This is a genomic window from Brevibacterium paucivorans (assembly GCF_016907735.1).
GTDB lineage: Bacteria > Actinomycetota > Actinomycetes > Actinomycetales > Brevibacteriaceae > Brevibacterium > Brevibacterium paucivorans.
Genome location: NZ_JAFBCP010000001.1, coordinates 2,118,107 through 2,140,441 on the forward strand (window position 1 = coordinate 2,118,107; position 22,335 = coordinate 2,140,441).

General features: G+C 58.4%; 19 protein-coding genes. 12 read left to right on the forward strand and 7 right to left on the reverse strand.

The features are described 5' to 3' along the window. Positions 1 to 11 precede the first annotated feature (11 nt). Positions 12 to 755, reverse strand: a complete 744-nt coding sequence (locus JOE56_RS11670; RefSeq protein WP_204515825.1) for a VOC family protein — start codon at positions 753 to 755, stop codon at positions 12 to 14. Then, positions 752 to 1,579, reverse strand: coding sequence for an N-acetylmuramoyl-L-alanine amidase (locus JOE56_RS09800; protein ID WP_204515826.1), 828 nt, complete (start codon positions 1,577 to 1,579; stop codon positions 752 to 754). The genes JOE56_RS11670 and JOE56_RS09800 overlap by 4 nt, the downstream gene beginning before the upstream one ends. Before the next feature lie 65 nt (positions 1,580 to 1,644). Between JOE56_RS09800 and JOE56_RS09805 the strand changes: the two genes are divergently transcribed. From JOE56_RS09805 to cydC, 4 genes are all read left to right on the forward strand, one after another. Then, on the forward strand, positions 1,645 to 3,747 hold the full coding sequence (locus tag JOE56_RS09805; protein WP_204515827.1) for a DNA gyrase subunit B: 2,103 nt from the start codon (positions 1,645 to 1,647) through the stop codon (positions 3,745 to 3,747). Between the two features lie 180 nt (positions 3,748 to 3,927). Further along, a complete protein-coding gene (locus JOE56_RS09810) occupies positions 3,928 to 5,499 on the forward strand; it encodes a cytochrome ubiquinol oxidase subunit I (protein ID WP_204515828.1) in 1,572 nt (523 codons plus the stop codon). A 9-nt stretch (positions 5,500 to 5,508) separates the two neighbouring features. Then, on the forward strand, positions 5,509 to 6,543 hold the full coding sequence (gene cydB, locus JOE56_RS09815; protein ID WP_204515829.1) for a cytochrome d ubiquinol oxidase subunit II: 1,035 nt from the start codon (positions 5,509 to 5,511) through the stop codon (positions 6,541 to 6,543). Further along, positions 6,540 to 9,815, forward strand: a complete 3,276-nt coding sequence (cydC, locus tag JOE56_RS09820; protein WP_204515830.1) for a thiol reductant ABC exporter subunit CydC — start codon at positions 6,540 to 6,542, stop codon at positions 9,813 to 9,815. The genes cydB and cydC overlap by 4 nt, the downstream gene beginning before the upstream one ends. 34 nt (positions 9,816 to 9,849) lie before the next feature. Here cydC and sepH read toward each other — a convergent pair whose 3' ends face one another. After that, on the reverse strand, positions 9,850 to 10,785 hold the full coding sequence (gene sepH, locus JOE56_RS09825; RefSeq protein WP_204515831.1) for a septation protein SepH: 936 nt from the start codon (positions 10,783 to 10,785) through the stop codon (positions 9,850 to 9,852). 115 nt (positions 10,786 to 10,900) lie between these two features. On the opposite strand from sepH, the gene JOE56_RS09830 reads away from it, so the two are divergent. After that, positions 10,901 to 11,998, forward strand: a complete 1,098-nt coding sequence (locus JOE56_RS09830) for a ferrochelatase (protein ID WP_204515832.1) — start codon at positions 10,901 to 10,903, stop codon at positions 11,996 to 11,998. Positions 11,999 to 12,001: 3 nt separating this feature from the next. Here the strand turns inward: JOE56_RS09830 and JOE56_RS09835 are convergent, their stop codons facing one another. Then, positions 12,002 to 12,223 (reverse strand): hypothetical protein, encoded by a 222-nt coding sequence (locus tag JOE56_RS09835; protein ID WP_102238224.1) that lies wholly within the window; start codon positions 12,221 to 12,223, stop codon positions 12,002 to 12,004. 273 nt (positions 12,224 to 12,496) lie between these two features. Between JOE56_RS09835 and JOE56_RS09840 the strand changes: the two genes are divergently transcribed. Further along, positions 12,497 to 12,799 carry a DUF4193 domain-containing protein gene (locus JOE56_RS09840; protein WP_102238223.1) on the forward strand — a complete coding sequence of 101 codons (303 nt, stop codon included), beginning with the start codon at positions 12,497 to 12,499 and terminating at the stop codon, positions 12,797 to 12,799. A gap of 16 nt (positions 12,800 to 12,815) precedes the next feature. Here the strand turns inward: JOE56_RS09840 and JOE56_RS09845 are convergent, their stop codons facing one another. Next, the gene (locus tag JOE56_RS09845; RefSeq protein ID WP_102238222.1) at positions 12,816 to 13,265 is read right to left on the reverse strand and encodes a DUF3093 domain-containing protein; all 450 of its coding nucleotides are present in this window, start codon (positions 13,263 to 13,265) and stop codon (positions 12,816 to 12,818) included. Positions 13,266 to 13,345: 80 nt separating this feature from the next. Between JOE56_RS09845 and dut the strand changes: the two genes are divergently transcribed. From dut to JOE56_RS09860, 3 genes are read left to right on the forward strand one after another with little or no spacing between them, the layout of a single operon-like run. Next, on the forward strand, positions 13,346 to 13,786 hold the full coding sequence (gene dut, locus JOE56_RS09850; RefSeq protein WP_293847569.1) for a dUTP diphosphatase: 441 nt from the start codon (positions 13,346 to 13,348) through the stop codon (positions 13,784 to 13,786). Positions 13,787 to 13,793: 7 nt separating this feature from the next. After that, the gene (locus JOE56_RS09855; protein WP_204515833.1) at positions 13,794 to 14,564 is read left to right on the forward strand and encodes a DUF3710 domain-containing protein; all 771 of its coding nucleotides are present in this window, start codon (positions 13,794 to 13,796) and stop codon (positions 14,562 to 14,564) included. A gap of 38 nt (positions 14,565 to 14,602) precedes the next feature. Beyond that, on the forward strand, positions 14,603 to 14,869 hold the full coding sequence (locus JOE56_RS09860) for a single stranded DNA-binding domain-containing protein (protein WP_146004621.1): 267 nt from the start codon (positions 14,603 to 14,605) through the stop codon (positions 14,867 to 14,869). Here the strand turns inward: JOE56_RS09860 and JOE56_RS09865 are convergent. Then, positions 14,862 to 15,515 (reverse strand): potassium channel family protein, encoded by a 654-nt coding sequence (locus tag JOE56_RS09865; protein WP_102238367.1) that lies wholly within the window; start codon positions 15,513 to 15,515, stop codon positions 14,862 to 14,864. The genes JOE56_RS09860 and JOE56_RS09865 overlap by 8 nt on opposite strands. Then, positions 15,515 to 16,183: an NAD-binding protein gene (locus JOE56_RS09870; RefSeq protein ID WP_204515834.1), complete on the reverse strand. Its 669-nt coding sequence runs from the start codon at positions 16,181 to 16,183 to the stop codon at positions 15,515 to 15,517. The genes JOE56_RS09865 and JOE56_RS09870 overlap by 1 nt, the downstream gene beginning before the upstream one ends. Before the next feature lie 130 nt (positions 16,184 to 16,313). On the opposite strand from JOE56_RS09870, the gene JOE56_RS09875 reads away from it, so the two are divergent. From JOE56_RS09875 to acnA, 3 genes are all read left to right on the forward strand, one after another. After that, positions 16,314 to 18,233, forward strand: coding sequence for an APC family permease (locus JOE56_RS09875; protein WP_239530427.1), 1,920 nt, complete (start codon positions 16,314 to 16,316; stop codon positions 18,231 to 18,233). Beyond that, a complete protein-coding gene (locus tag JOE56_RS09880; RefSeq protein WP_204515836.1) occupies positions 18,230 to 19,483 on the forward strand; it encodes a class I SAM-dependent RNA methyltransferase in 1,254 nt (417 codons plus the stop codon). The genes JOE56_RS09875 and JOE56_RS09880 overlap by 4 nt, the downstream gene beginning before the upstream one ends. Positions 19,484 to 19,639: 156 nt before the next feature. Beyond that, positions 19,640 to 22,327, forward strand: coding sequence for an aconitate hydratase AcnA (gene acnA / locus JOE56_RS09885; protein ID WP_204515837.1), 2,688 nt, complete (start codon positions 19,640 to 19,642; stop codon positions 22,325 to 22,327). Positions 22,328 to 22,335 lie beyond the last annotated feature (8 nt).

The following is a 22,335-nucleotide window of genomic DNA, read 5'->3' on the forward strand; positions in this document are numbered from 1 at the left end:
CAGTGCGCAACTCAGCGAGTTGCGCTCACAATCGCGATGGCCGCGTTGTGGCAGTCAATGATCTGCGCGACGCGGCCCAAGTGGGTGTCGACGGGCTGTGATAAAACAGCGCCTCCGTGTTCTTGCGCGCGCTCCAAAGTTTCATCGACGTCGTTGACGCGAACGTAGATCTTCCAGTGCGCAGGAATTGAGAGGTCTGAGATATCGACCATTCCTGCAACGGGGGATCCACCAGTGGAGAAGGTGGTGTAGTCGTCCTCGTTCGCTTGAGTCTCCCATCCGAAGACGGTGGTGTAGAAGTCTGCGACACCGGTATCAGTGGTGTGAAGTTCAAACCACGCCGGCGCACCGACCGCATCGGTGAGGGCGAATCCACGGTCGTCGCCATACGACAAAACGCCAAAGCCGGTCTGTGCTGAGTCGGCAACGAGGGCCACCGAGGCGTCACCGTCGAAGTTGGGGATCGCCATCAACGCCTGTCCCTTGTTTTCGGCGATGTTTTGCAAGAACCCCTCGAAATCCGCGACATGGAAATACAAAGACCAGAACCCAGGCTGACCTTCGGGCGCCTCGGCGGGTTGCTGACTGATACCTGCAACGGACGAGCCGTTCACAACGGCCCGCGTTCCGATCCCCATGGGACCTACCCCGTCAAAATCCCACCCAAAAACAGCGGAATAGAACGACTGGGATTCTTCAACGTTTGGAGAGCTCAGCTCAATCCAGCATGGGGTTACAGGCTTGTTGTCAGTCACAGCCCCATTGTTGCATAGGAAGCATATGTGTCGATGCCGTCGACTAACGCTTTCGCATATGCCTCCGGGTCCTCCTGCATACGTTTGGCTTCGTCCGGATTGCGCATTTCACCACATTCGACGATGACAGCTGGGACGGATGCGTGGTTCAAACCAGCGAGATCGGTGCGCTCCACTAAACCCTCCTTACCGTAGCCTGCGCGGTTGATGGGGAATTTGTTGTCCGTGAATCCTTGAACAATCGCTTCGCCTAGTTTTGTGGATTTCTCGAGGTTGTCACCCGGCGCCACAATCACGCCAAATCCGCGAATCGACCGATTCTCCGATCCATTGGCGTGAATGCTGACCATGAAGTCGGCGTCGTCAGCGAACTTCCCGCGTTCATCCACACACGGCCCGACCCCGTCATTGGAATCGCGCGACATGATGACGCGCGCCCCACGTTTCTCGAGTTCGTCGCGCACCTTCGTTGCGACGTTCCAGTTGAATTGGTGTTCGGGAAACCCATTGTCGGTCGCTGTGCCCGTGGTGTTGCACGCCTTTTTCCCGCCTCGGCCGTCGGGAACCTTCTTGTTGATGCGGGAAAGGTGCGAAGCATTGCCACCGTTGTGGCCGGGATCCAGGGCGATGACCAGCCCGTCAAGGGACTCGCCAGGTTTGCTTTGAGGAGTTTCCGGGGCCGAGGTGTCCCCGGGGTTGTGTTCGTTTGTAATAGGTTCGGGTTCAACCGTGGTGCGGGGCTGTGCTGTCTGGGTGCTCCCACAGCCACCCAGAAGGACCAATACTGCACACGCGTATAGCGCTATTGCGTGTCTCACACCCATCAGTCTACTCGACACAAGCCCCGTGAATCCAAAGTTTTGCACCGGCGTCGGCCTAGACTAGGACGGTGGCAACATCGGATTACGGAGCACGGCAACTGCAGGTCCTCGAAGGTCTCGAGGCGGTTCGTAAGCGTCCCGGAATGTATATCGGGTCTACCGACTCGCGGGGCCTCATGCACTGTCTGTGGGAGATTATCGACAACGCTGTGGACGAGGCGTTGGGCGGTCACGGCGAAAACATCACGGTGACCCTTCACGAAGACGGATCGGTCACCGTCGAAGATAACGGACGTGGAATTCCCGTCGACATCGAGCCACGCACAGGGCTCACTGGTGTTGAACTCGTCATGACCAAGCTTCACGCAGGCGGAAAGTTCGGTGGAGGCTCGTACTCCGCAGTGGGTGGCCTCCACGGTGTGGGTGCGTCAGTGGTGAACGCCCTTTCGAGTCGCTTGGACATCGAAGTGACGCGGTCCTCCAAGGTATACCGCATGTCCTTTCAGCGGGGAGCACCTGGAACGTTTACGGATAAGAATGAGCCACACCCGGATAACGACTTCACCCCATTTAAAAAAGAGTCCAAGCTGGAGGTCGTCGGCAAGGCGAAACGAGGCGTCACGGGTACCAAGATTCGCTACTGGGCCGACCCTCAAATCTTCATTACCGACGCTAAGTTCAACTACGACCACCTCGTGGACCGTGCCCGCCAAACCGCGTTTTTGGTCCCGGGGCTTAAGATCACGCTTGTCGACAATAGGGGAGTGGCCGTCGACGAGACCGGGGCACCTATTCCTCACCGCGTTGAAGAGTTCCAGTTCGACGGTGGGATCTCGGCGTTCGTCGACCACTTGGCACATGACGCAGCGGTGACGGACACGTGGCGTTTCACTACACAGTCCTCGTTTAAAGAGACGGTCCCAGTTCTTAACTCCTCAGGGCACATGGAGTCGCAGGAGGTGGAGCGCGACATCACGGTCGATGTCGCGTTGCGCTGGGGAAACGGTTACGACACCATGCTGAAGTCGTTCGTTAACATCATTGCCACCCCTAAGGGCGGAACGCACGTCTCCGGGTTTGAACAGGGGATCGTGAAAACGGTCCGCAAAGCGGTGGAAAGCAACGCTCGTCGCCTCAAGGTGGGCAAGGACAAACTTGAGAAAGATGACATTCTCGCCGGTCTCACCGCGGTGGTGACAGTTGCACTGGCCGAACCTCAGTTTGAGGGCCAGACAAAAGAAGTCTTGGGAACGCCTCCTGTTAGAGGAATCGTTTCGCGCGCGGTTGAAAAAGAGCTGACCTCTGTTCTTGAGTCTTCGAACCGCACTACTAAATCCCAGGTGAACACCCTGTTGGAAAAAGTGGTTGCGGAAATGAAATCGCGCATTTCGGCGCGTACACACCGCGAGAACCAGCGTCGCAAGACAGCGTTGGAAAGTTCGTCTCTACCTGCCAAGCTCTATGACTGCAGGAAGTCAGACGTCGAAGAGACCGAGCTTTTCATTGTCGAAGGTGATTCGGCGATGGGAACCGCTAAAGCGGCGCGAAACTCGGAAATGCAGGCGCTTTTCCCCATTCGTGGAAAGATTCTCAACGTGCAAAAGGCTTCTGTTGCCGACATGCTCGCCAACGCCGAATGCGCCGCCCTCACACAGGTCATCGGCGCGGGTTCGGGGCGCAGTTTTGATCTCGAGCAGGCACGCTACGGAAAGGTCATCATCATGACCGATGCCGACGTTGATGGTGCGCACATCCGTACACTGCTCCTGACTCTGTTTTTCCGCTATATGCGTCCTCTTGTCGAGGCAGGTCGGGTGTTTGCCGCTGTTCCACCCCTTCACCGCATTGAGGTCGTCAACCGGGGTAAAGCAAACGACGTGATCTACACGTATTCGGAAGCCGAACTGCACAAGACGCTTGCGCGGTTGGACCGTCAGAAGAAGAACTACAAGACCCCGCAACGCTACAAGGGTCTGGGCGAGATGGACGCGGATCAGCTTGCGGAAACCACCATGGATCCAGAACATCGCATGCTGCGACGCGTGACAATGGACGACATCGCTCACGCTGACTCCACGTTCAACCTTCTGATGGGCTCCGAAGTGGCTCCCCGCAAACAGTTCATTGTCTCGGGCGCCGCGTCCCTGGATGCTGAGCGTATCGACGCGTAGATCACGCTCACAATTGCCATCGAAACCTCCAGCGTGACTGGGGTAACTACCCCTAGCCGAAGAATGAGACCAACCATTTCGAATGTGTCTAACCGGCCCTGCAATCCTGTGAAAATCGTTAAAATTGTGAAGGATTAACCGCACTGTTGCGCACGTGGTGTGCACTTTTGAGGAGGCGACGTGGACCCGGTACTTATCGGACGGTGGCAATTTGGAATTACCACCGTGTACCACTTCTGGATGGTCCCGCTCACCCTCGGGCTTGGACTGCTCGTGGGTATTATGCAGACCTTGTATTACCGCACCGGTGATGAACGGTGGCTACGCTCCACAAAGTTCTGGGGCAAGCTTTACCTGATTAACTTCATCATGGGTGTCGCTACTGGTATCGTTCAAGAATTTCAGTTCGGAATGGCGTGGAGCGAATATTCGCGTTTCGTGGGGGACGTCTTCGGTGCGCCTCTCGCGATGGAAGCACTCATCGCATTCTTCCTTGAATCGACATTCCTGGGAATTTGGATCTTCGGGTGGAAGCGTCTTTCAAAGTCGTTGCACTTGACCGTTCTGTGGGCCGCCGTGATCGGATCGTGGTTGTCGGCCTTCTTCATCATTGTGGCCAACTCGTGGATGCAGCACCCTGTAGGTGTTGAAATGGTCGATGGCCGCCCAGTCATGGTTGATGTTCTGGCTGTTTTGACCAACAACACGGCCCTGTGGGCGTACGCTCACACCCTTGCAGGTGCAGTCGCTGTTGGTGGTGGGTTCCTCCTCGGTATTGCGTGGTACCACCTGTGGCGCCGTCGCAAGGACGGAATCGACACTGTTGATGACAAGGGCAATGTGGTCGTTGGCGACGCCCCTGAACTTGCTGGCCGTGACGCAAAAGACCACTCAGTGTGGATCAAGTCGTTGCGCATGGGTGCATGGACCGCCATCATCGCTTTTGTGTTCGTCGCTATTACGGGTGACTTCCAAGCGAAGCTCATGTACGAACAGCAACCAATGAAGATGGCTTCTGCTGAGGCTGCCTGCCACGACGGTGGACAATTCTCTGTCCTGACCGTGGGCAAGCCCGACCTCAACTCGTGTGACTCTGTTAAACCGATTATTGAAATTCCTGGCTTGCTGTCCTTCTTGGCAAAGGGTGACTTCACCAGCGACGTACCCGGTGTGAACACCTTGCTTCCGGAATATCAAGAGAAATACGGAACCACTCTTCCCGAAGGCGATATGTATGGGGAGTACTCGGGTGCGGAAGTGGACTACCAGCCACTCATGATCGTCACTTACTGGGGATTCCGCATGATGATTGGATTCGGTGTCCTCTCAGCTGCGTTTGCCGCTCTGGCCCTGGTGCTGACTCGCAAGGGAACAGTGCCACAGGCTAAGTGGCTGAACACCCTCGCCGTTCTGTCGATCTTCGCTCCGTTTATTGCGAACACCGCAGGTTGGGTGTTCACCGAAATGGGACGTCAGCCGTTCGTGGTTGCCCCCAACCCCGACCCGTCAGGTGTGGACGGTGTGTTTCTCTACACGGCTGCGGCGATTTCACCGTCAGTCTCGGCAGCTGAACTCTTGTTCAGTTTGATTACCCTGACGCTTCTGTATGGTGCGCTCATGGTGGTTGAGCTTAAGCTCCTCATCAAATACACCCGTGGCGGTGTTGCGTCTGCCATGCCAGAACTAGACACCCGCAACAACAAGCCCACCGTCGACGCGAAGAATGACGACGTCCTGTCGTTCGCTTACTAAGGAGTGGCAATGGAAATTCTGCAGATTATCTGGTTTATTCTCATCGCCGTCCTGTGGCTGGGGTACCTCTTCCTCGAAGGCTTCGACCTGGGAGTAGGTGTCCTCATGAAGACACTGGCGAAAAACGAAAAGGAACGTCGCGTTCTTCTCAACTCAATTGGTCCTGTGTGGGACGGTAACGAAGTGTGGCTACTCACCGCTGGTGGTGCCACGTTCGCCGCCTTCCCCATGTGGTACGCGTCCCTGTTCTCGGCGTTGTACCTGCCTTTGACGCTGGCACTTGTTGCACTGATCCTCAGGGCCGTGTCGATCGAGTACCGCGGAAAAGGTCATTCGGATCAGTGGCGTAACTTCTGGACCTGGGCTATGGCTGGAGGCTCAGCATTGGCAGCCTTCTGTGTGGGTGCAATGCTCGCACTGACAACGACCGGTCTGCCGCTCAACGAAAACGGTGACAACACTGGTGGGCCATTCGCGTGGGTGACGCTGTACGCCGTCATCGGTGGCCTGGGCGTACTCGGCTTCTCGATTCTGCACGGACTGCTGTTTGTCAGCCTCAAGACCGAGGGCGACATTCGCCACCGCGCTCACGCGCTAGCCGCGAAGTGGGGCCCTGTGTTCTTGCTTCCGATCGTCGTGTGGGTAGTCATCGTTCAGGTGATGCACGGTCCTGCGTGGGGCTGGGCAATCATCGCGGTCGCCGCAGTTTTCGCTGCGATCAGCTGGGTACGCCTGCGTGCCGGTTCGGAAAAGGGCGGTTTCATTTTCCAGGGACTGTTCCTGGTCGCGGGAGTCGTGAGTGTATTCGCTTCGATCTTCCCCAATGTCTTTCCGTCCACCATCAACCCGGACTTCTCGCTCACCATCGCAAACGCGTCGTCGTCTAACTACACGTTGGGCGTCATGCTGTGGGTGACGGTGATCTTCGTGCCGATCGTTCTGGCGTACACGGTCTTCTCGTACACGCTGTGGGCGAAGCGTCTGCACGTTGACCACATTCCGGAAGCTCACCAGATTCCGGTGGCAGCTCGAATCAAAGCGTGAGTAAATCTCCCGTAGCGATAGCGCTCGGAGCACCTCAGGGTGCCCGGGCGCTCGCTTGGTTGGGGCTCGTCGCGGTTCTCAAAGCGGTGGGCCTCGTCCTCATTGCTGAATCCTGTGCGCGGGGAGTCGTCGCGCTCATGCACAATGAACCGTTTACATTCGCGCTCGTTTTGGGGTGTTTGGGTGCATGTGTGCGCGGTGTGGCGGTGTGGCTGACGAAGGCCGTGGGTGCGCGAGCCTCAGTGGGCTTTAAAACGGAGCTGCGTTCACGTGTGTTAGCCCGGGTGACCGCGGGTTCCGGCCGCGACACCGGAGTGTCTGACGGCGCCCTGTCGGTGAGCGTGACACGGACGCTGGACGAACTGGACGACTATTTTGTACGTGTTTTGCCAGCACTGTTAACCACTATGTGCGTGCCGGCGATCATCATTGTGCGAGTCCTGTTCGCAGACTGGGTCTCGGCCGTTGTGATCGTCGTGACGCTCCCGTTGGTGCCACTTTTCATGATCCTGATCGGCAAGTACACGCTTGAGCGTGTGAGTGAAGCGACCCAGTCGCTGGATCAGCTGTCGAACAACCTGGTGGAGCTTGCCCGTGGCTTGCCGGTGCTGGTGGGTCTGGGCCGAGTGTACGCTCAGACCGCGGCGCTGAAGTCCATGAGCGAGTCCTACCGCACCACCACACTGCAGACTTTGCGTGTGGCGTTTCTTTCCGCCCTGGCCCTTGAACTGATCGCGACCCTTTCGGTTGCAGTCGTCGCGGTGTTCATTGGCGTTCGCCTGGTAAACGACGGTTTGGACCTGGAAGCGGGTCTGCTCGCGCTCATCCTCGCGCCTGAGTGCTTTTTGCCTCTGCGTCAGTTGGGCGCGGCTTTCCACGCAACCGAGAACGGTATGGCTGCGTATGAGCGGGTCAACGACGTCATTTCGCGTCCCGTTGATGCGCCAGTTGAGGGCCGCCCTGGCGGCCTTGCCGTCGCCGAGGTGTCCGTCACCTACGCGGGTCGACCTCGGCCGGCGCTGTCCCCAGTGTCAGCTGACTTTTCAGGTCTTACAGCCGTGACAGGTGGGTCCGGTACTGGAAAATCGACGTTACTGGGTGTGCTGGCTGGGCTTGTGAGGTCAAACGACACGTGTACCGTGAGCGGGCACGTTGTGGGTGTCCCCGAAAATATTGCGTATGCGGGTCAGGCACCTCGCACATGCGGAGAGACTCTTGAAGAAGAGGCTCAGCTGTACGGCGCTGAGCTCACGCCCTACCTCCAGCGCGTGGGATTGGACCTCGACCCGCTGACGCCACCGTCGGCCCTGAGCCCGGGGGAGTTGCGCCGCTTCGCTATTGCTCGTGCTCTCATGCGGATTGACGCAGGAGCGGAACTGCTCATCGTGGATGAGCCAACCGCCCACCTCGACGCGCAGACCGCGCAGACGATCCGCACGGAGCTCCTCAACATCTCGCAATCGATCCCCGTGATCGCTGCGACCCACGACCCGGAACTCATCAAACTAGGCAATGAACTGCGCTTAGACGGTACCGCAGCCTCGGCGGAAGCCCAGGCAACCCCGCTCCCAACCCAGCCTGCACGCACCTCGAAAGCAGCGCCCACCTCGGCGGGGGAATCCCACATCAGCACCCGCACGGCCCTTCGCAGGCTCATGAACGCCATGAACGTGCTGTCCGCGAAGTTCATCGTGTCCACGTTGTTTGCGGTGGCTGCCGTGGCGTCCGCGACGGCCCTGTCCGGAGTGTCCGCGTGGCTCATTGTCCACGCGTCGTTCCAACCGCCCATCATGTATTTGCTGGTGGCGATCGTGGGTGTCCGGTTCTTTGGACTGTCCCGGTCGGTGTTCACCTACGTCAAGCAGTTGCTGCTCCACGACGCGATGTTGACGTCGCTTACGCACTTGCGCGAACGCGTGTGGTTGGGCTTTGCGCGGGCCGGTACCGCGAACCGCACGCTGGTCCGAGGAGAGTTGGCACTCACCCGGCTTGTCGCCGATGTCGACGATGTTCGCGACGGCGCCCCTCGTGTTGTGCAACCCCCGATCGTCGCCGCTGTGATCGCGGTGACGGCGACCGTGGTGATGGCGCTCATCCACCCGTTGGCGGCCGTGCTGACTGTTGTGTGTGCGTTGGTGAGTTTGGTGCTCGCGCCCACGGTGACGCTTGTGGTGGACGGTCAGGCGAGTTCCGCCAGGTTGAGCACGCGCACCCAAGTGTTGGCGCGGATCAGCGCGTTCTTGTGGGCACGTGAGGACGTCATGGTCAACGGCAGGGCCGCCGAGGTGGTCGACCGTATCCGTGAAATTGACCAGCGGGCGTCGCGCGCCGAACTTCGGGTCCTGTGGGCGGCCGGAGTTGGCGAAGGTGTCGTCACAGTGGTCACCACACTCAACGCGGTTCTCATGCTTCCACTTTTGGCGACAGCCGTGGGTAGCGGAGCGGTTTCACCGGAGCTTTTGGCAGTGACCGTGCTGTTGCCACTTGCGCTCATCGACTGTTACATCGATTCGCTGACGGCCGTTCAGAACTGGCCTGCTCTTAAACACAGCCTGGCCCGTGTTCCGGCGCTGGACGAACGTGGAGAGATACTGCGTGATGCTCGCGAACCGATTGCTGAGTTTGATTCGGCTGAGCTCGACGATGTGGCCGCCCGCTGGCCGGGAATGACCGAGGACGTGTTCAGTGGCGTCTCGGCCTCCATTACCCCGGGGTCGTGGACGACGGTGACGGGGCGTTCGGGATCGGGGAAGACCACGCTGGTGAGTGTTCTGTTGCGCTTCATTGATCCGGTGCGCGGAAAGTACACGCTCAACGGCAGCGACGCCGTTGAACTCACAGCCACACAGCTGTCGTCGGTGTTTGCGTGGTGCCCGCAGGAGTCACACGTGTTCGACTCCACGGTACGCAACAACCTGGTGATTGCCCGCGACCGGGACAATGCCCCAACGGATCAAGAGATTCGCGAGGTTCTGGCCCGTGTGGGCTTGGAAGAACTGGCTGAAGTCGACTCCCGGATCGGGGCCTCGGGTGCGTACCTTTCGGGAGGTCAACGTCAGCGACTAGCCGTAGCTAGAACGCTCCTCGCAGGGGCACAGGTCATCATTCTGGACGAACCCACCGCCCATCTAGACGAACAGCTCGCAACATCGCTCATGGACGATCTGCGGGAGGTCCTCAAAGACAAAGCAGTGGTCGTGGTGACCCACGACCACTCACTGGTCCGGCCTAGCGACCGCGTGATTGCCGTGGGCGAGTTGCGCCGTTGCTAAGCCGTAGATGGCCGTCCGTAGTGGGACGTAGACGCTAGTCCTTCTTCCCGAACATGATTTCGTCCCAGCTGGGAACCGAGGAACGTCCCTTCTTCTTGGGCTGTTCGTCGTTCTGTTCGTCTGCGTAGTCAGACACCCCAGGTTCGTCCAACAGCGACGGCTGGTCATCGTCCTGAGTAGGAGCCGGAGCGGCCATCACGGCGTCGTCGTGTGCGTCCTGCGGGCGCGACAGCGCCGAGTGAGCGCCGTCCGGCTGGGATTCGGGAGCGTCAGGAACAGACTGCACAATCGGCTGTGTTTCGTTCTTGCGACGACGTAGGCTCTCGAGAATGCGACCAGTTTCGGTCTGAGGGTCGCGGGTGTCGCGCTGGGTGTGATCGGCTTCGACATTAAACACCGAACCGTAGTCCGGGATGGGGCCGGAGTCAGATGGACCGGTGTCCGACAGCCAGCGTGCTTCTTCGTTGAGCGCGGTGACGGAACCGGAGCGGTACTCCCAGCTTGCGACCGAGGTCGTGTCGCCCACTGGGTAACGTAGCTCAACGTGCCACGCACCGGTGTCGGTGCGCCATGCGTCCCATGACTGATCCTCAATGTCTCGTGCCTCGAGGCGTTCGGTGACAACCTCGCTGAGCGGGCGGGACCCGGACTCGGAGTACACCGGGCACTGACCGGCTGTGTACGCGATGTGGCGACGTTCCGCAAGAACCGGGCCCTCGTACTGCTGGATCTGCGTCAGTGGGGCACCGGTGTCGTGTGCGACGTCCTCGGCCGACATGCCGGAACGAATCATCGCCTGAATCACCTTTGGTCGCACGTGGCCCGAACTGTGGCCGGTAACAGCGTGTGTGCGAACTCGACGGATCGCAGCGAAAACGTCTTCGGTAGCAGGCAAGAAATACTCGTTGCCTTGCTCATCGACGAGCTTGAGCGAGCCTTCTTCAATGCTCTGAAACGACAATTTAGTCACAACACACCATCCTTTTAGTCTTTCTAAGCGTGTCACGTCCAGGCGTCTGTCCCTGTCATCTTGGCGTGGCGAGTCGAAATTCTCTGGGTCCAGAAGTCAGGGTTAAAGTGGTTGTATGACTGAATCGCCCCTGTCGCCATTCGACGCAGTAGTTCTCATGTCTTTCGGGGGCCCTGAAGGGCCCGACGACGTTCTCCCGTTCCTCAAGAACGTGACAGCTGGTCGCGGGATTCCCGAAGAGCGACTCAAAGAAGTGGGCGAACACTATTACATGTTCGACGGTGTATCGCCCATCAACGAACAGAACATTGCACTCCTGCAGCAGCTCGACGGTGAGCTTGAACGTCGAGGTATCACCACTCCAATCCTGTGGGGCAACCGCAACTGGAACCCGTTCCTCACGGACACCATCCGTGCCCACCACCAACGCACAGGTGCCACGAAGTTCCTGGCGATTACCACCTCGGCGTACTCTTCCTACTCATCTTGCCGGCAGTACCGGGAAGACTTTGGCGCAACGGTAGACACCCTGAAAGCCGAAGGTATTGACGTGACCTTCAACAAAGTGCGCCAGTACTACAACCACCCGGGGTTCGTGAACGCTCAGGTGCAGATCATGCGTCACGCGCTCGTAGACTTTGAAGCGAAAGTGGGCGAACTCGACCCGCAAAAGCACCGCATTCTGTACGTCACCCACTCGATTCCCACCTCGATGCAAGAGGCGTCCGAGGTGGCAACGGCTGGGTACGCAGACCAGCACCTGCAGTTGATGAACGCGATCGATCAGCAACTCGACGATTCGCTTCCGCACGAACTGGTGTTTTGCTCACGGTCGGGCCCGCCTCACGTCCCATGGCTTGAACCGGACGTGAATGACCGCATGGAGAAGCTTGCTTCACAAGGCATCACCGGAGTGATCGTGGCGCCCATTGGGTTCGTGTCCGACCACATGGAAGTGAAGTATGACCTGGACGTCGAAGCCGCTGAAACCGCTGAACGTGTGGGCTTGGCGTATGAGCGCGCAGCGACTGTGGGTACCAACCCTGCATTTGTCATGGGTCTTGTGGACTTGCTCGAAGAAAAAGCCGCCCAGGTACGTGGGGAAGAACCACACCAGCCGGCTCTTACCCCTGAAGGCCCGGTTGACGGGTGTACCTTGGCGCAGTCGGGTCAGTGTTGCAAGGGGAGAGTAGAGAAACCAGTTATGCCCTAAGGCTTAGGACTCTTCCTCGACGACGGGGAGCTGACCGGTTTCGGCGGCGATGACCTGTCGGATCTCCGAGGTGTCCAAGTTGTGATCGCGAGCGATCAGTTCGATGTTGCGGAGTTCGTCAACGAGCTGTTCGGCGAGGAATTCGTTGTCGTTTTCGCGAGCCTCGACAATCTTTTCACGTAACAGATCGGCCTTGCGCTCGACCTCTTCGGTAAATTCGCTCATACGTTTTCCCTTCTGAGCCAGTTCGTGATTAAGACAGCATTATGTGAACAAGGTACATGACGATGACCTTCCGTGCGGTGACGGTTTGTCAAATTATGGTCGAATCGACACATATTGACGTGAGTTCATCTGCCGTTTACTCTTATGCGGTAAATCACATGCGCAGTTGCTTTTGTGTTCTTGCCAAAAGCTCACTGAGAATGCAAAATGCTTTAGACATTGCGCATCAACGTGTGCGCATCTGACACTTGTACAGGAGTGTGATTAGGGTTCATGGCCACCGACTACGACGTTCCGCGTAAGCAGGATGAGGATCTTTCGAGCGATTCGATCGAGGAACTGAAGGCCCAGCGCAATCAGCAGCAGGCAAGTCAGGTTGATGAGGACGAAACTGCAGCTGCCGAAGGGTTCGAACTTCCTGGCGCAGACCTCTCCAACGAAGAACTGTCGGTGCGTGTTTTGCCCAAGCAGAACGACGAATTCACCTGCACTGAGTGCTTTCTGGTGCGTCACCGTTCACAGATGTCTGAAGAATCAGAAGAAGGTAGCCCAGTCTGCACGGACTGCGCTGACTAGGCTGACAAGTACGTCTTTAACCTTGTGGGGCGAGGACCCGGGCGAGTTCGTCCGGGTTGTGCGTCGAGACAATCCAGTACGGCGTGGGATCGTTCGGATCTTCGATATCGACTTTGACAAGGGATGAAGCCCACGGGCGTGTCACCAAAAAAGCCCGTGCGTCAAGATCTTGACCGCGTGCCTGAAACGCGTCTTCGCCCGTCATGGGTGTTGCGCCCGTGATGAATGAGCGCTCAATGTGAGCAGGGCCAGCAAACAGCACGTCTTGGGTCACCGTCACTCGTGGAATCAGCGAACGCAAGGTCAACGCAACCGCAATAAAAACGACGATCGGAACGATGATTCCGGCGATCCACGACAGTGGGATCACCATGAGGGACGTCATCGCAGAAAGAACGAGTGCCACAACCCACCACCAGATGGATGGGGTTACGCGTTCTGAATAAAGCGGAGAAGGTGCAGTCATAGGGGCTATTCTTCCATGGCTCACATGTTTCTTCTGCAACTCGGCTTTTCTTACGTTTCCTAGGTCGATAGAGTCAAGGCGTGGAAACCTTACCCATTCAACTCATGCGCGTTCATGAAAGCGCACAGGTCCCCACTTATGGTCATCCAGGGGACGCCGGTGCGGACCTCCGTGCATGCATCGATGTGACAGTCCAACCTTTTGAACGCGTGACCGTTCCCACGGGTATTGCGCTAGCCATCCCCATTGGGTACGTGGGGCTGGTTCACCCGCGATCGGGACTGAGTAGCAAGCACGGTCTTACGGTCGTCAACGCTCCGGGCACCATCGACGCGGGCTACCGGGGGGAAATCAAGGTCGCGCTGATCAACCTTGACCCACACGAACCCGTGCAGATTTCGGCAGGCGACCGAATCGCGCAACTCGTCATTCAGAAGGTTGAGCAAGCAGACTTCGAAATTGTCGATTCACTCGACGAAACCCAACGTGGAGACGCTGGGTTCGGATCAACGGGAAAGTAGACACACAATGGGATTGTTTAAGAGCTTTTTTGGTCGCAAGGACAACGCAGACGACGTTGACATTGAGCCAGAAGACGAGCTCGTGGAAGACGAAGCCGGTGACGCCGCTGACAGCGACGACGATGACAGTGACGACGGAGCTCAGAAGGAAGCACCTCGGGACCGTGTAAAGAACGGGCCCTGGGACGAATCCGAGGAGGCTGGAGAAGCCAACCGAATCGACCTCGGGACACTGCGGATCCCCGTCATTGACGGAATGCAGGTGCAGCTTGAAGCGCAAGAAGAAAGCGGGTTGATCCTCGCTGTTTCGCTCATCCACAAGGGTGGAGCGTTGCGCGTTCAGGCGATGGCCGCTCCTAAGACTGAAGGCCTGTGGTCGCAGGTGCGTAGCCAAGTTTCGGCCAGTGTCACCGCGGCTGGGGGATCGGCGAAGGAAATTTTCACCGACCTGGGATACGGCTTGTCGGCGGCAATCCCACACAAAATTGACGAAGATCAGGTTGGGGTGCAGAACCACGAATACGTGGGTGTTGACGGACCCCGTTGGTTCCTCATGGGAATTATTGCCAAGACCGACGGCTTGCCTGAAGAGGTTCGCGAGGAGCTCGTCGAAGTGTTCCGTGGCATTATTGTGGTCCGCGGTGACGCCCCTATGCCACCCGGACAGTTCCTTGAACTCACTCCGCCTAACCTCGAGCCAGACGCAGACTCCGAAGACTCATCTGACGATGACATCGACCCGTTTGAACGCGGGCCAGAAATCGCAGAAGTGCGTTAAAGGCGGTCGCGCTGAACGCAATCTCAAACTTCGCGGACGTGCGCGCCCGCGAACAGTTGTGCGCCCGAGGTGTCGTGTCCTCGGTGACTCGCTCCACCCCGTTGGAACCACCTCGGCTAGAAATCACCGTGTCAGACGGGCGTACTGAAATTCACGCCGTTTTCATGGGACGGCGCGACGTTCCTGGACTCACGGTGGGCCGCCCGGTCACCGTGTGCGGGCGGTTCACAACCGTGGACGGCGACCTGGTGACGCTCAACCCCGAATACGAGCTGCTCACCAACGTAGGTGGAGAAACTAGCTAAACAGCTCGCGCAAACGCGGTTTTGCCGAGGTGTTCGCGAGGAAGAACAGCTCGTCGCCGTCGACCAGGGTGTCGTCGTCTTGAGGCGCGAAAGCCCGGTCTGAACGGACAACAGCCACCAGAACGGTGTCCTGGGGGAGGTCGATGTCGCCGACCCGTTTGCCCAAGACCTCCGACGCTTCGTGGAGTGTCATCTCCATGAGGGTGGTGCCAGCCTGTTGCAAGGTCAGAAGTTGCACCAGGTTACCCACCTCGACCGCCTCTTCCACCAAGGCGGTCATGAGCCGAGGGGTGGACACCGCCACATCGACGCCCCAGTTGGAGTCGAAAAGCCATTCATTGCGCGGGTGGTTCACCCGCCCAACCGTGCGGGGCACTCCAAATTCGGTCTTTGCCAGCAAACTCAACACCAGATTGGTTTTGTCATCACCCGTAGCGGCGACAACTACATCGCAGTCTTCCAGCTGGGCGTCGGCAAGGCCGTCGAGCTCGCACGCATCCGTGTGAATCCACCTGGCGTCGGGGACCAGGTCCCGGCGGATCGCCTGTTTGTCGTTGTCGATCATGACGATCGTGTGGCCCTTGTCGATGAGTTCACGTGCAACCGAACGTCCGACTGATCCGGCTCCTGCAATCACGACCTTCATCAGTTGTCCCCTTCCGTAATCGGGCCGTCGAGTGACCTCACGACGTCGTCGAGGGCTTCGGACCGGCACATCACGTGTACTAGATCGCCGTCTTGAATGAGAGTGTCAGGGGTGATGTCGATACCTTCGCCCATCCGCGTGAAGTATGCGACGCGGGCGCCACTGTGGGCCTCTAATTCACTGACGGAACGGGCAACCCAGTCGGGGTGAACATGGACCTCCGACAGCACCATGCGCCCGGACGGGTCACGGAACTCGTTGACCGCTCCAGAAGGGATAAGTCGCCGCATCATTTGGTCGGCAGTCCACCGCACTGTTGCCACCGTGGGAACACCCAAACGTTCAAACACCTGGGCGCGCCGAGGGTCGTAGATGCGGGCGGCGACGTGCTTTACGCCGAATGTTTCCCTGGCAACTCGGGCGGCCAGAATGTTGGAGTTGTCCCCGGAGGATACGGCCGCGAAGGCGTATGCGTCCGAGGTGCGTGCCCGCACGAGCGTGTCGCGGTCAAAGCCGATGCCGGTCACCGTAGTGCCCGTGAAGTTCTTGCCCAGCTTCACAAATGCGTCGGCGTTCTTATCGACGACAGCAACAGTGTGGCCCTTGGTATCGAGTCCGCGGGCCAGTTGGGCTCCAACGCGTCCACATCCCATGATGACGAAGTGCACGATCCAAACTCCCTTTGACGTACCATTGGTGCCCGTGGCAAACAATTTTGCTCTTCTCAAGCGAATTATCGTTGGGCGACCTTTCCGCAGTGATCACTTTAGACGCGAAGCTCTCCCAAAACGTTTCGCCATGCCAATTTTCGCATCAGATATGTTGTCTTCTGTTGCGTACGCGCCCGACGCGATTCTTTTGGCCCTATCGCTTTCAGGCTTTGTCGCAATTTCGACGGCACCGTGGATCGGTATCGCAGTTGGTGTGCTCATCCTCATATTGGTGGGAAGTTACCGGCTAAACCTGAAGGCCTACCCAGGTGGCGGTGCCGACTACGATGTGGCCACCCGCAATCTGGGCTACCGCCCTGGACGTGCAGTCGCCGCAGCGCTTCTGGTGGACTATGTTCTCACGCTGTCGGTGTCCATGGCAGTTCTCGCCAGTTACTTAGCGTCGGCCTTTCACGTGCTTGAAGGCTACCTGACCCTCATCACCACGATTGGGATCGCAGTCGTAACGTTGTTTGGGTTGCGCGGTGGGCGCGCAATGCCGTTGCTTTTGGCGATCCCCACCTATTTGTTTGTGGGTGCCGTTCTCGTCACGGTGGGCTACGGGGCGATTCGTATAGCTCGCGGCGATGAGATCCAGGCCGCTACCGCTCACTTGTCGGTGGTGCCGCTCGACGGTGATCTGCACTGGCACGGCGCCGTTGTCACGATCATTATTCTTCGCGCGTTTTCTTCTGGTCTGGTTGCCGTAGCGGGTATTGAAACGGTGGGGACGGCCGTTCCCAAGTTCGCAAAACCCCGAGGTGTCAACGCCGGGAATACCTTGGCGTTTACCGGGCTCTTGAGTGCCGCAATGCTGATTGGGCTCACGTGGCTGGCTACGCAAGTTGGCGTCAAATACGTGAGCAATCCGTCGACTCAGCTGTTTGAGCGTAGCCAGCCAGTGGGGGAGGAGTTCCACCAAGTTCCGGTTCTCGCGCAATGCGCCGACGCAGTGTTCGACCACATGCCGGCAGTCGCCACGGCGATCACCCTCATCACCGCCCTCGTTCTGCTGGTGGCGGCCAACACGTCCATGGAAGGATTCCCCGGCCTGGCATCCAAGCTGGCGCGCGACTCGTTCTTGCCTAAACAGTTGGCGTCCTTGGGTGACCGCATGACGTTTTCGAACGGCGTGGTGGTCCTGTCGATCAGCTCGATCATCTTGGTGATCCTGACCGGCGCCAACGCCGAACGCCTCATCGACATGTATCTGGTAGGAGTCTTCGCCTCCTTGGCACTGGGCCAGTGGGGCATGGTGAAGCACTGGACCAGCCGGATCAGGGCAATCGTGTCGGGTCCAGTGCGCACGCGCATGATGTTTAACCGGGTCGTGAATACGATCGGTGCAATCACCGCAACGGCGATCCTGGCCGTTGTCCTGGTCTCAAAGTTCTTCTTAGGCGCGTGGCTGGCGCTCGCACTCATGCTGGTGGGCTACGTGGCCATGGGACTCATCCACCGCCACTACACGCGCGTGGCACGCGAACTCAACGTCAATCCCAAAGACGGAAGCGTCAAGGCGCTACCACCTCGGACGCGGGCCGTGGTCGTTGTATCCGAAATCAACAAACCTACGATGCGCGCGGTTGCTTTCGCGCGCGCTACCCGCCCCAACGTCCTCACCGCCGTCGCCATTGCCGTGGACGAAGACCAAGCGGCACTGGTGCAAAAACGATGGGACGAACTCAAACTTCCCATCCGGCTCACCCTGTTGGACTCTCCCTACCGCGAACTGATTCGCCCCGTGATGAACTACATCGCCCACATGCACGCAAAATCACCGGACGACCTCATCACGGTGTACGTACCGCAATACATCGTGGGGCGCTGGTGGGAACAGATTTTGCACAACCAAGCACTCTTGGGGCTCCGCAAACGTCTGCTGTTCTTGCCCAACGTGCAGGTCGTCACCGTGCCGTGGCGGCTCAAGTCCTTCAACCGCAACCGTGAATTGCTCATGGGCCGTGGCGGACACGTCGACGAACGCGTCATGAGGATGTACGAATGAACCACGTAGAACTCACGGTAGATGCGCCGGCGGCCGGCGGAGAGTCTGTAGCGCGTACCGAAGATGGCGTCATTTTTGTATCCGGTGCGATCCCGGGTGAGCGAGTCCGCGTCGAAATCACCCAAACGAAGAAGTCGTTTTCGCGTGGCCGGGTGGTGGAGGTGTGTGAACCGTCCCCGCACCGCGTGCCCGATAGGCGCATCGCGTGGGGGTGCCCGGACGTGGGTGGTGTCGAGTACGCCCACGTCACTGTGGAGCATTCGCGCGAACTCAAGCGGTTAGCCGCTATGGATCAGTTCTCCCGAATCGGCAAGTTCGACCGCGATCTCATGGACCGTCTTAAGCGAGAGTTTCGCGTGACGCCTCCGCACCACGATGGGGAAGAATGGCGCACCCGTGTCCAACTTGCGGTGACGGGTGGCCGCATTGGCATGTACCGGGCGGGCAGCCATGAAACCGTTCCGGTGACCCACGTGCCCCTCGCAGCTCCCGCGATCAACGACCTGAACCTGCACCAGATCGATCTCACGGGCGCTGAGCGCGTTGAGATCGCCGTGGGTGACACCGGGGGAGCGGTGACTGTGGTGGGGCGTGAAGAAGTTGCGCACAAGCTCGCCGAGGTCGTTCCCCCTGAGTGGTCGCTCATGAGTCGCGCTGCCGGCAGGCGGAACCGGTCAGCCGGGCGAACCACGCTCATTGCAGGTGCAGGGCGCGTGAGCCATACCGTGCGTGGGGTTACGTTTGACCTCGACGCTGAAGGGTTCTGGCAAGTCCACCCGGACGCGGCTGACATTCTGAGCCGAGGTGTCGTGGAGCGGGTACGTGGCGACGTGGTCGATCTGTTTTGTGGCGCGGGACTACTCGCCATCATGGTCGCCCGCGAAACCGGGGCCCGTGTGTGGGGTGTCGAAGGGTCGTCTCTGGCGATTGCGAGTGCACGTGCTAACGCGCAGCGAGCCGGGGTGGAGGCCACATTCGACGTGAGCAGAGTCGAGAAGTTGGGCGCACTCACAGACGCTGACACGGTCGTGGTGGACCCACCTCGGGCGGGCCTTGACCCTGCCGTTATCCGATTAATTGCGTCTTCGACGTGTAAGCGCGTGGTGTACGTGTCTTGCGACGGAGCCACGTTTTGTCGTGACGCACAACGGTTGCAAAACTCCGGTTTCGAGTGCCGTGACATTCAAGCGTTCGATCTGTTTCCGCTCACCGCACACGTGGAATTTATTGGGTCGTTCGACCGGGTGTGACGGTAGAGAACTACTGGGATATGCGATAGAATTTATCTTGATGTCAAGATACTTTAGGTAACAGATGTGTGCCCTAAATAGATCGTCTGACGGTCCCGGGTACGCGTTGGGACAGACCCGCAGTTGCCGGTATCTTCGCAACCAAAAGAGGAGACCATGAGTACTGTCGACAGCTTTAAGTCGAAGAGCACCCTGGACGTTGGTGCTCAGTCGTACGAAATCTACCGCCTAGACGCCGTAAAGGGTTCCGAAAAGCTTCCTTTCAGCCTGAAGGTGCTTCTGGAAAACCTGTTGCGCACTGAAGACGGCGCTAACATCACCAAGAAGCACATCGAAGCGCTCGCTCAGTGGGACGCGAAGGCTGAGCCAAACACGGAGATCCAGTACACTCCGGCTCGTGTGGTCATGCAGGACTTCACCGGTGTTCCTTGCATCGTGGACTTGGCAACCATGCGTGAAGCCGTGAAGGAACTGGGCGGAGACCCTTCGAAGATTAACCCACTGGCTCCTGCTGAACTCGTGATCGACCACTCAGTTCAGATTGACGCGTTCGGAACTGAGCAGGCAATCGAACGCAACATGGACATCGAATACCAGCGCAACGGCGAACGCTACCAGTTCCTGCGCTGGGGTCAGACCGCATTCGACGACTTCAAGGTCGTGCCTCCAGGTATGGGTATCGTCCACCAGGTCAACATCGAGCACTTGGCTCGCGTTGTCATGGCCCGCGAGGTTGACGGTGTGAAGCGTGCATACCCTGACACCCTCGTTGGTACCGACTCCCACACCACCATGGTGAACGGTCTGGGTGTCCTCGGTTGGGGTGTAGGTGGTATTGAAGCCGAAGCAGCAATGCTGGGTCAGCCAGTTTCCATGCTGATCCCACGTGTTGTAGGTTTCAAGCTCACCGGTCAGATTCCTTCCGGTGTGACTGCAACCGACGTCGTTCTGACTATTACTGACATGCTCCGTCAGCACGGTGTGGTTGGAAAGTTCGTAGAGTTCTACGGTGAAGGTGTGACCGCTGTTCCTCTGGCTAACCGTGCCACCATCGGTAACATGAGCCCCGAATTCGGTTCCACCGCAGCGATCTTCCCTATTGACGACGTGACGCTTGACTACCTCAAGCTCACCGGCCGTAGCGAAGAGCAGATTGCCCTGGTTGAGGCATACTGCAAGGAACAGGGCCTGTGGCACGACCCTAAGAACGAAGTTGAGTACTCCGAATACCTCGAACTCGACCTCTCCACGGTTGTTCCTTCGATCGCCGGACCTAAGCGTCCGCAAGACCGCATCGAACTGTCCGACGCTAAGGCGCAGTTCGCTAAGGACCTGCCTAACTACACCAAGCCAGGTGAAGAAGCGAAGTCCGCTCCAGTGAAGATGGGCGACGGACGCGAGTTCGAACTCACCAACGGTAGCGTTGCAATCGCATCGATCACTTCGTGTACAAACACGTCCAACCCATCGGTCATGATGGCTGCTGGTCTGTTGGCTCGCAATGCCCGCAAGCGTGGCCTGAACTCCAAGCCATGGGTCAAGACCTCGATTGCTCCCGGTTCACGTGTTGTCACCGACTACTACGAAAAGTCGGGACTGATCGAAGACCTCGAAGCTCTCAACTTCTTCGTCGTCGGTTACGGATGCGCAACCTGTATCGGTAACTCCGGTCCACTGGAGCCTGAAATCTCGCAGGCGATCCAGGACAACGACCTCGCTGTGACAGCGGTCCTTTCCGGTAACCGTAACTTCGAGGGCCGTATTAGCCCAGACGTCAAGATGAACTACTTGGCTTCGCCTCCTCTGGTCATCGCATACGCACTTGCGGGAAGCATGGACTTCGACTTCGAATCGCAGCCTCTGGGCAAGGACGCTGACGGCGTCGACGTGTACCTCAAGGACATCTGGCCAACACCTGAAGAAGTCGAATCGGTCATCGAAACCTCGATTGACACTGAAATGTTCGACAGCAAGTACTCCACCATCTTCGACGGTGACGAACGCTGGCAGGCAATCGATACCCCTGAAGGAAACCTGTTCGCATGGGACGAGAACTCGACCTATGTGCGCAAGCCAAACTACTTCGACGGCATGTCGCTCGAACCTGACGCTGTTGCCGACGTCAAGGGCGCACGCGTTCTTGCGAAGCTGGGCGACTCGGTGACCACCGACCACATCTCACCAGCTGGTTCGTTCAAGGCTGACACGCCTGCAGGTCAGTACCTGGTGGCTAACGGTGTCGAACGCAAGGACTTCAACTCCTACGGTTCCCGCCGTGGTAACCACGAAGTCATGGTGCGCGGTACGTTTGCCAACATCCGCCTTCAGAACCAGTTGCTCGACGGTGTTCAGGGTGGCTTCACGCGTGACTTCACGCAGGCAGGCGCTCCTCAGACCACCATTTACGATGCAGCGATGAACTACCAGAAGGCTGGAACGCCACTGGTTGTTCTGGGTGGTAAGGAATACGGTTCAGGTTCGTCACGTGACTGGGCTGCCAAGGGTACCAAGCTCCTGGGTGTTGCCGCTGTTATCGCGGAGTCCTTCGAACGTATCCACCGTTCCAACCTGATCGGTATGGGCGTTCTGCCACTTCAGTTCCCTGCAGGCGAAACCGCTGAGTCGCTGGGTCTGGACGGCACCGAAGTCTTCGATATCGAAGGCATCACCGAACTCAACTCGGGAACCACGCCTAAGACCCTTCACGTCACTGCGACCAAGGAAGACGGCCAGAAGGTCGAATTCGACGCAGTCGTACGTATCGACACACCGGGTGAAGCAGACTACTACCGCAACGGCGGTATCTTGCAGTACGTTCTGCGCCAGCTGGTCAAGAAGGGCTAAGAGCCTCA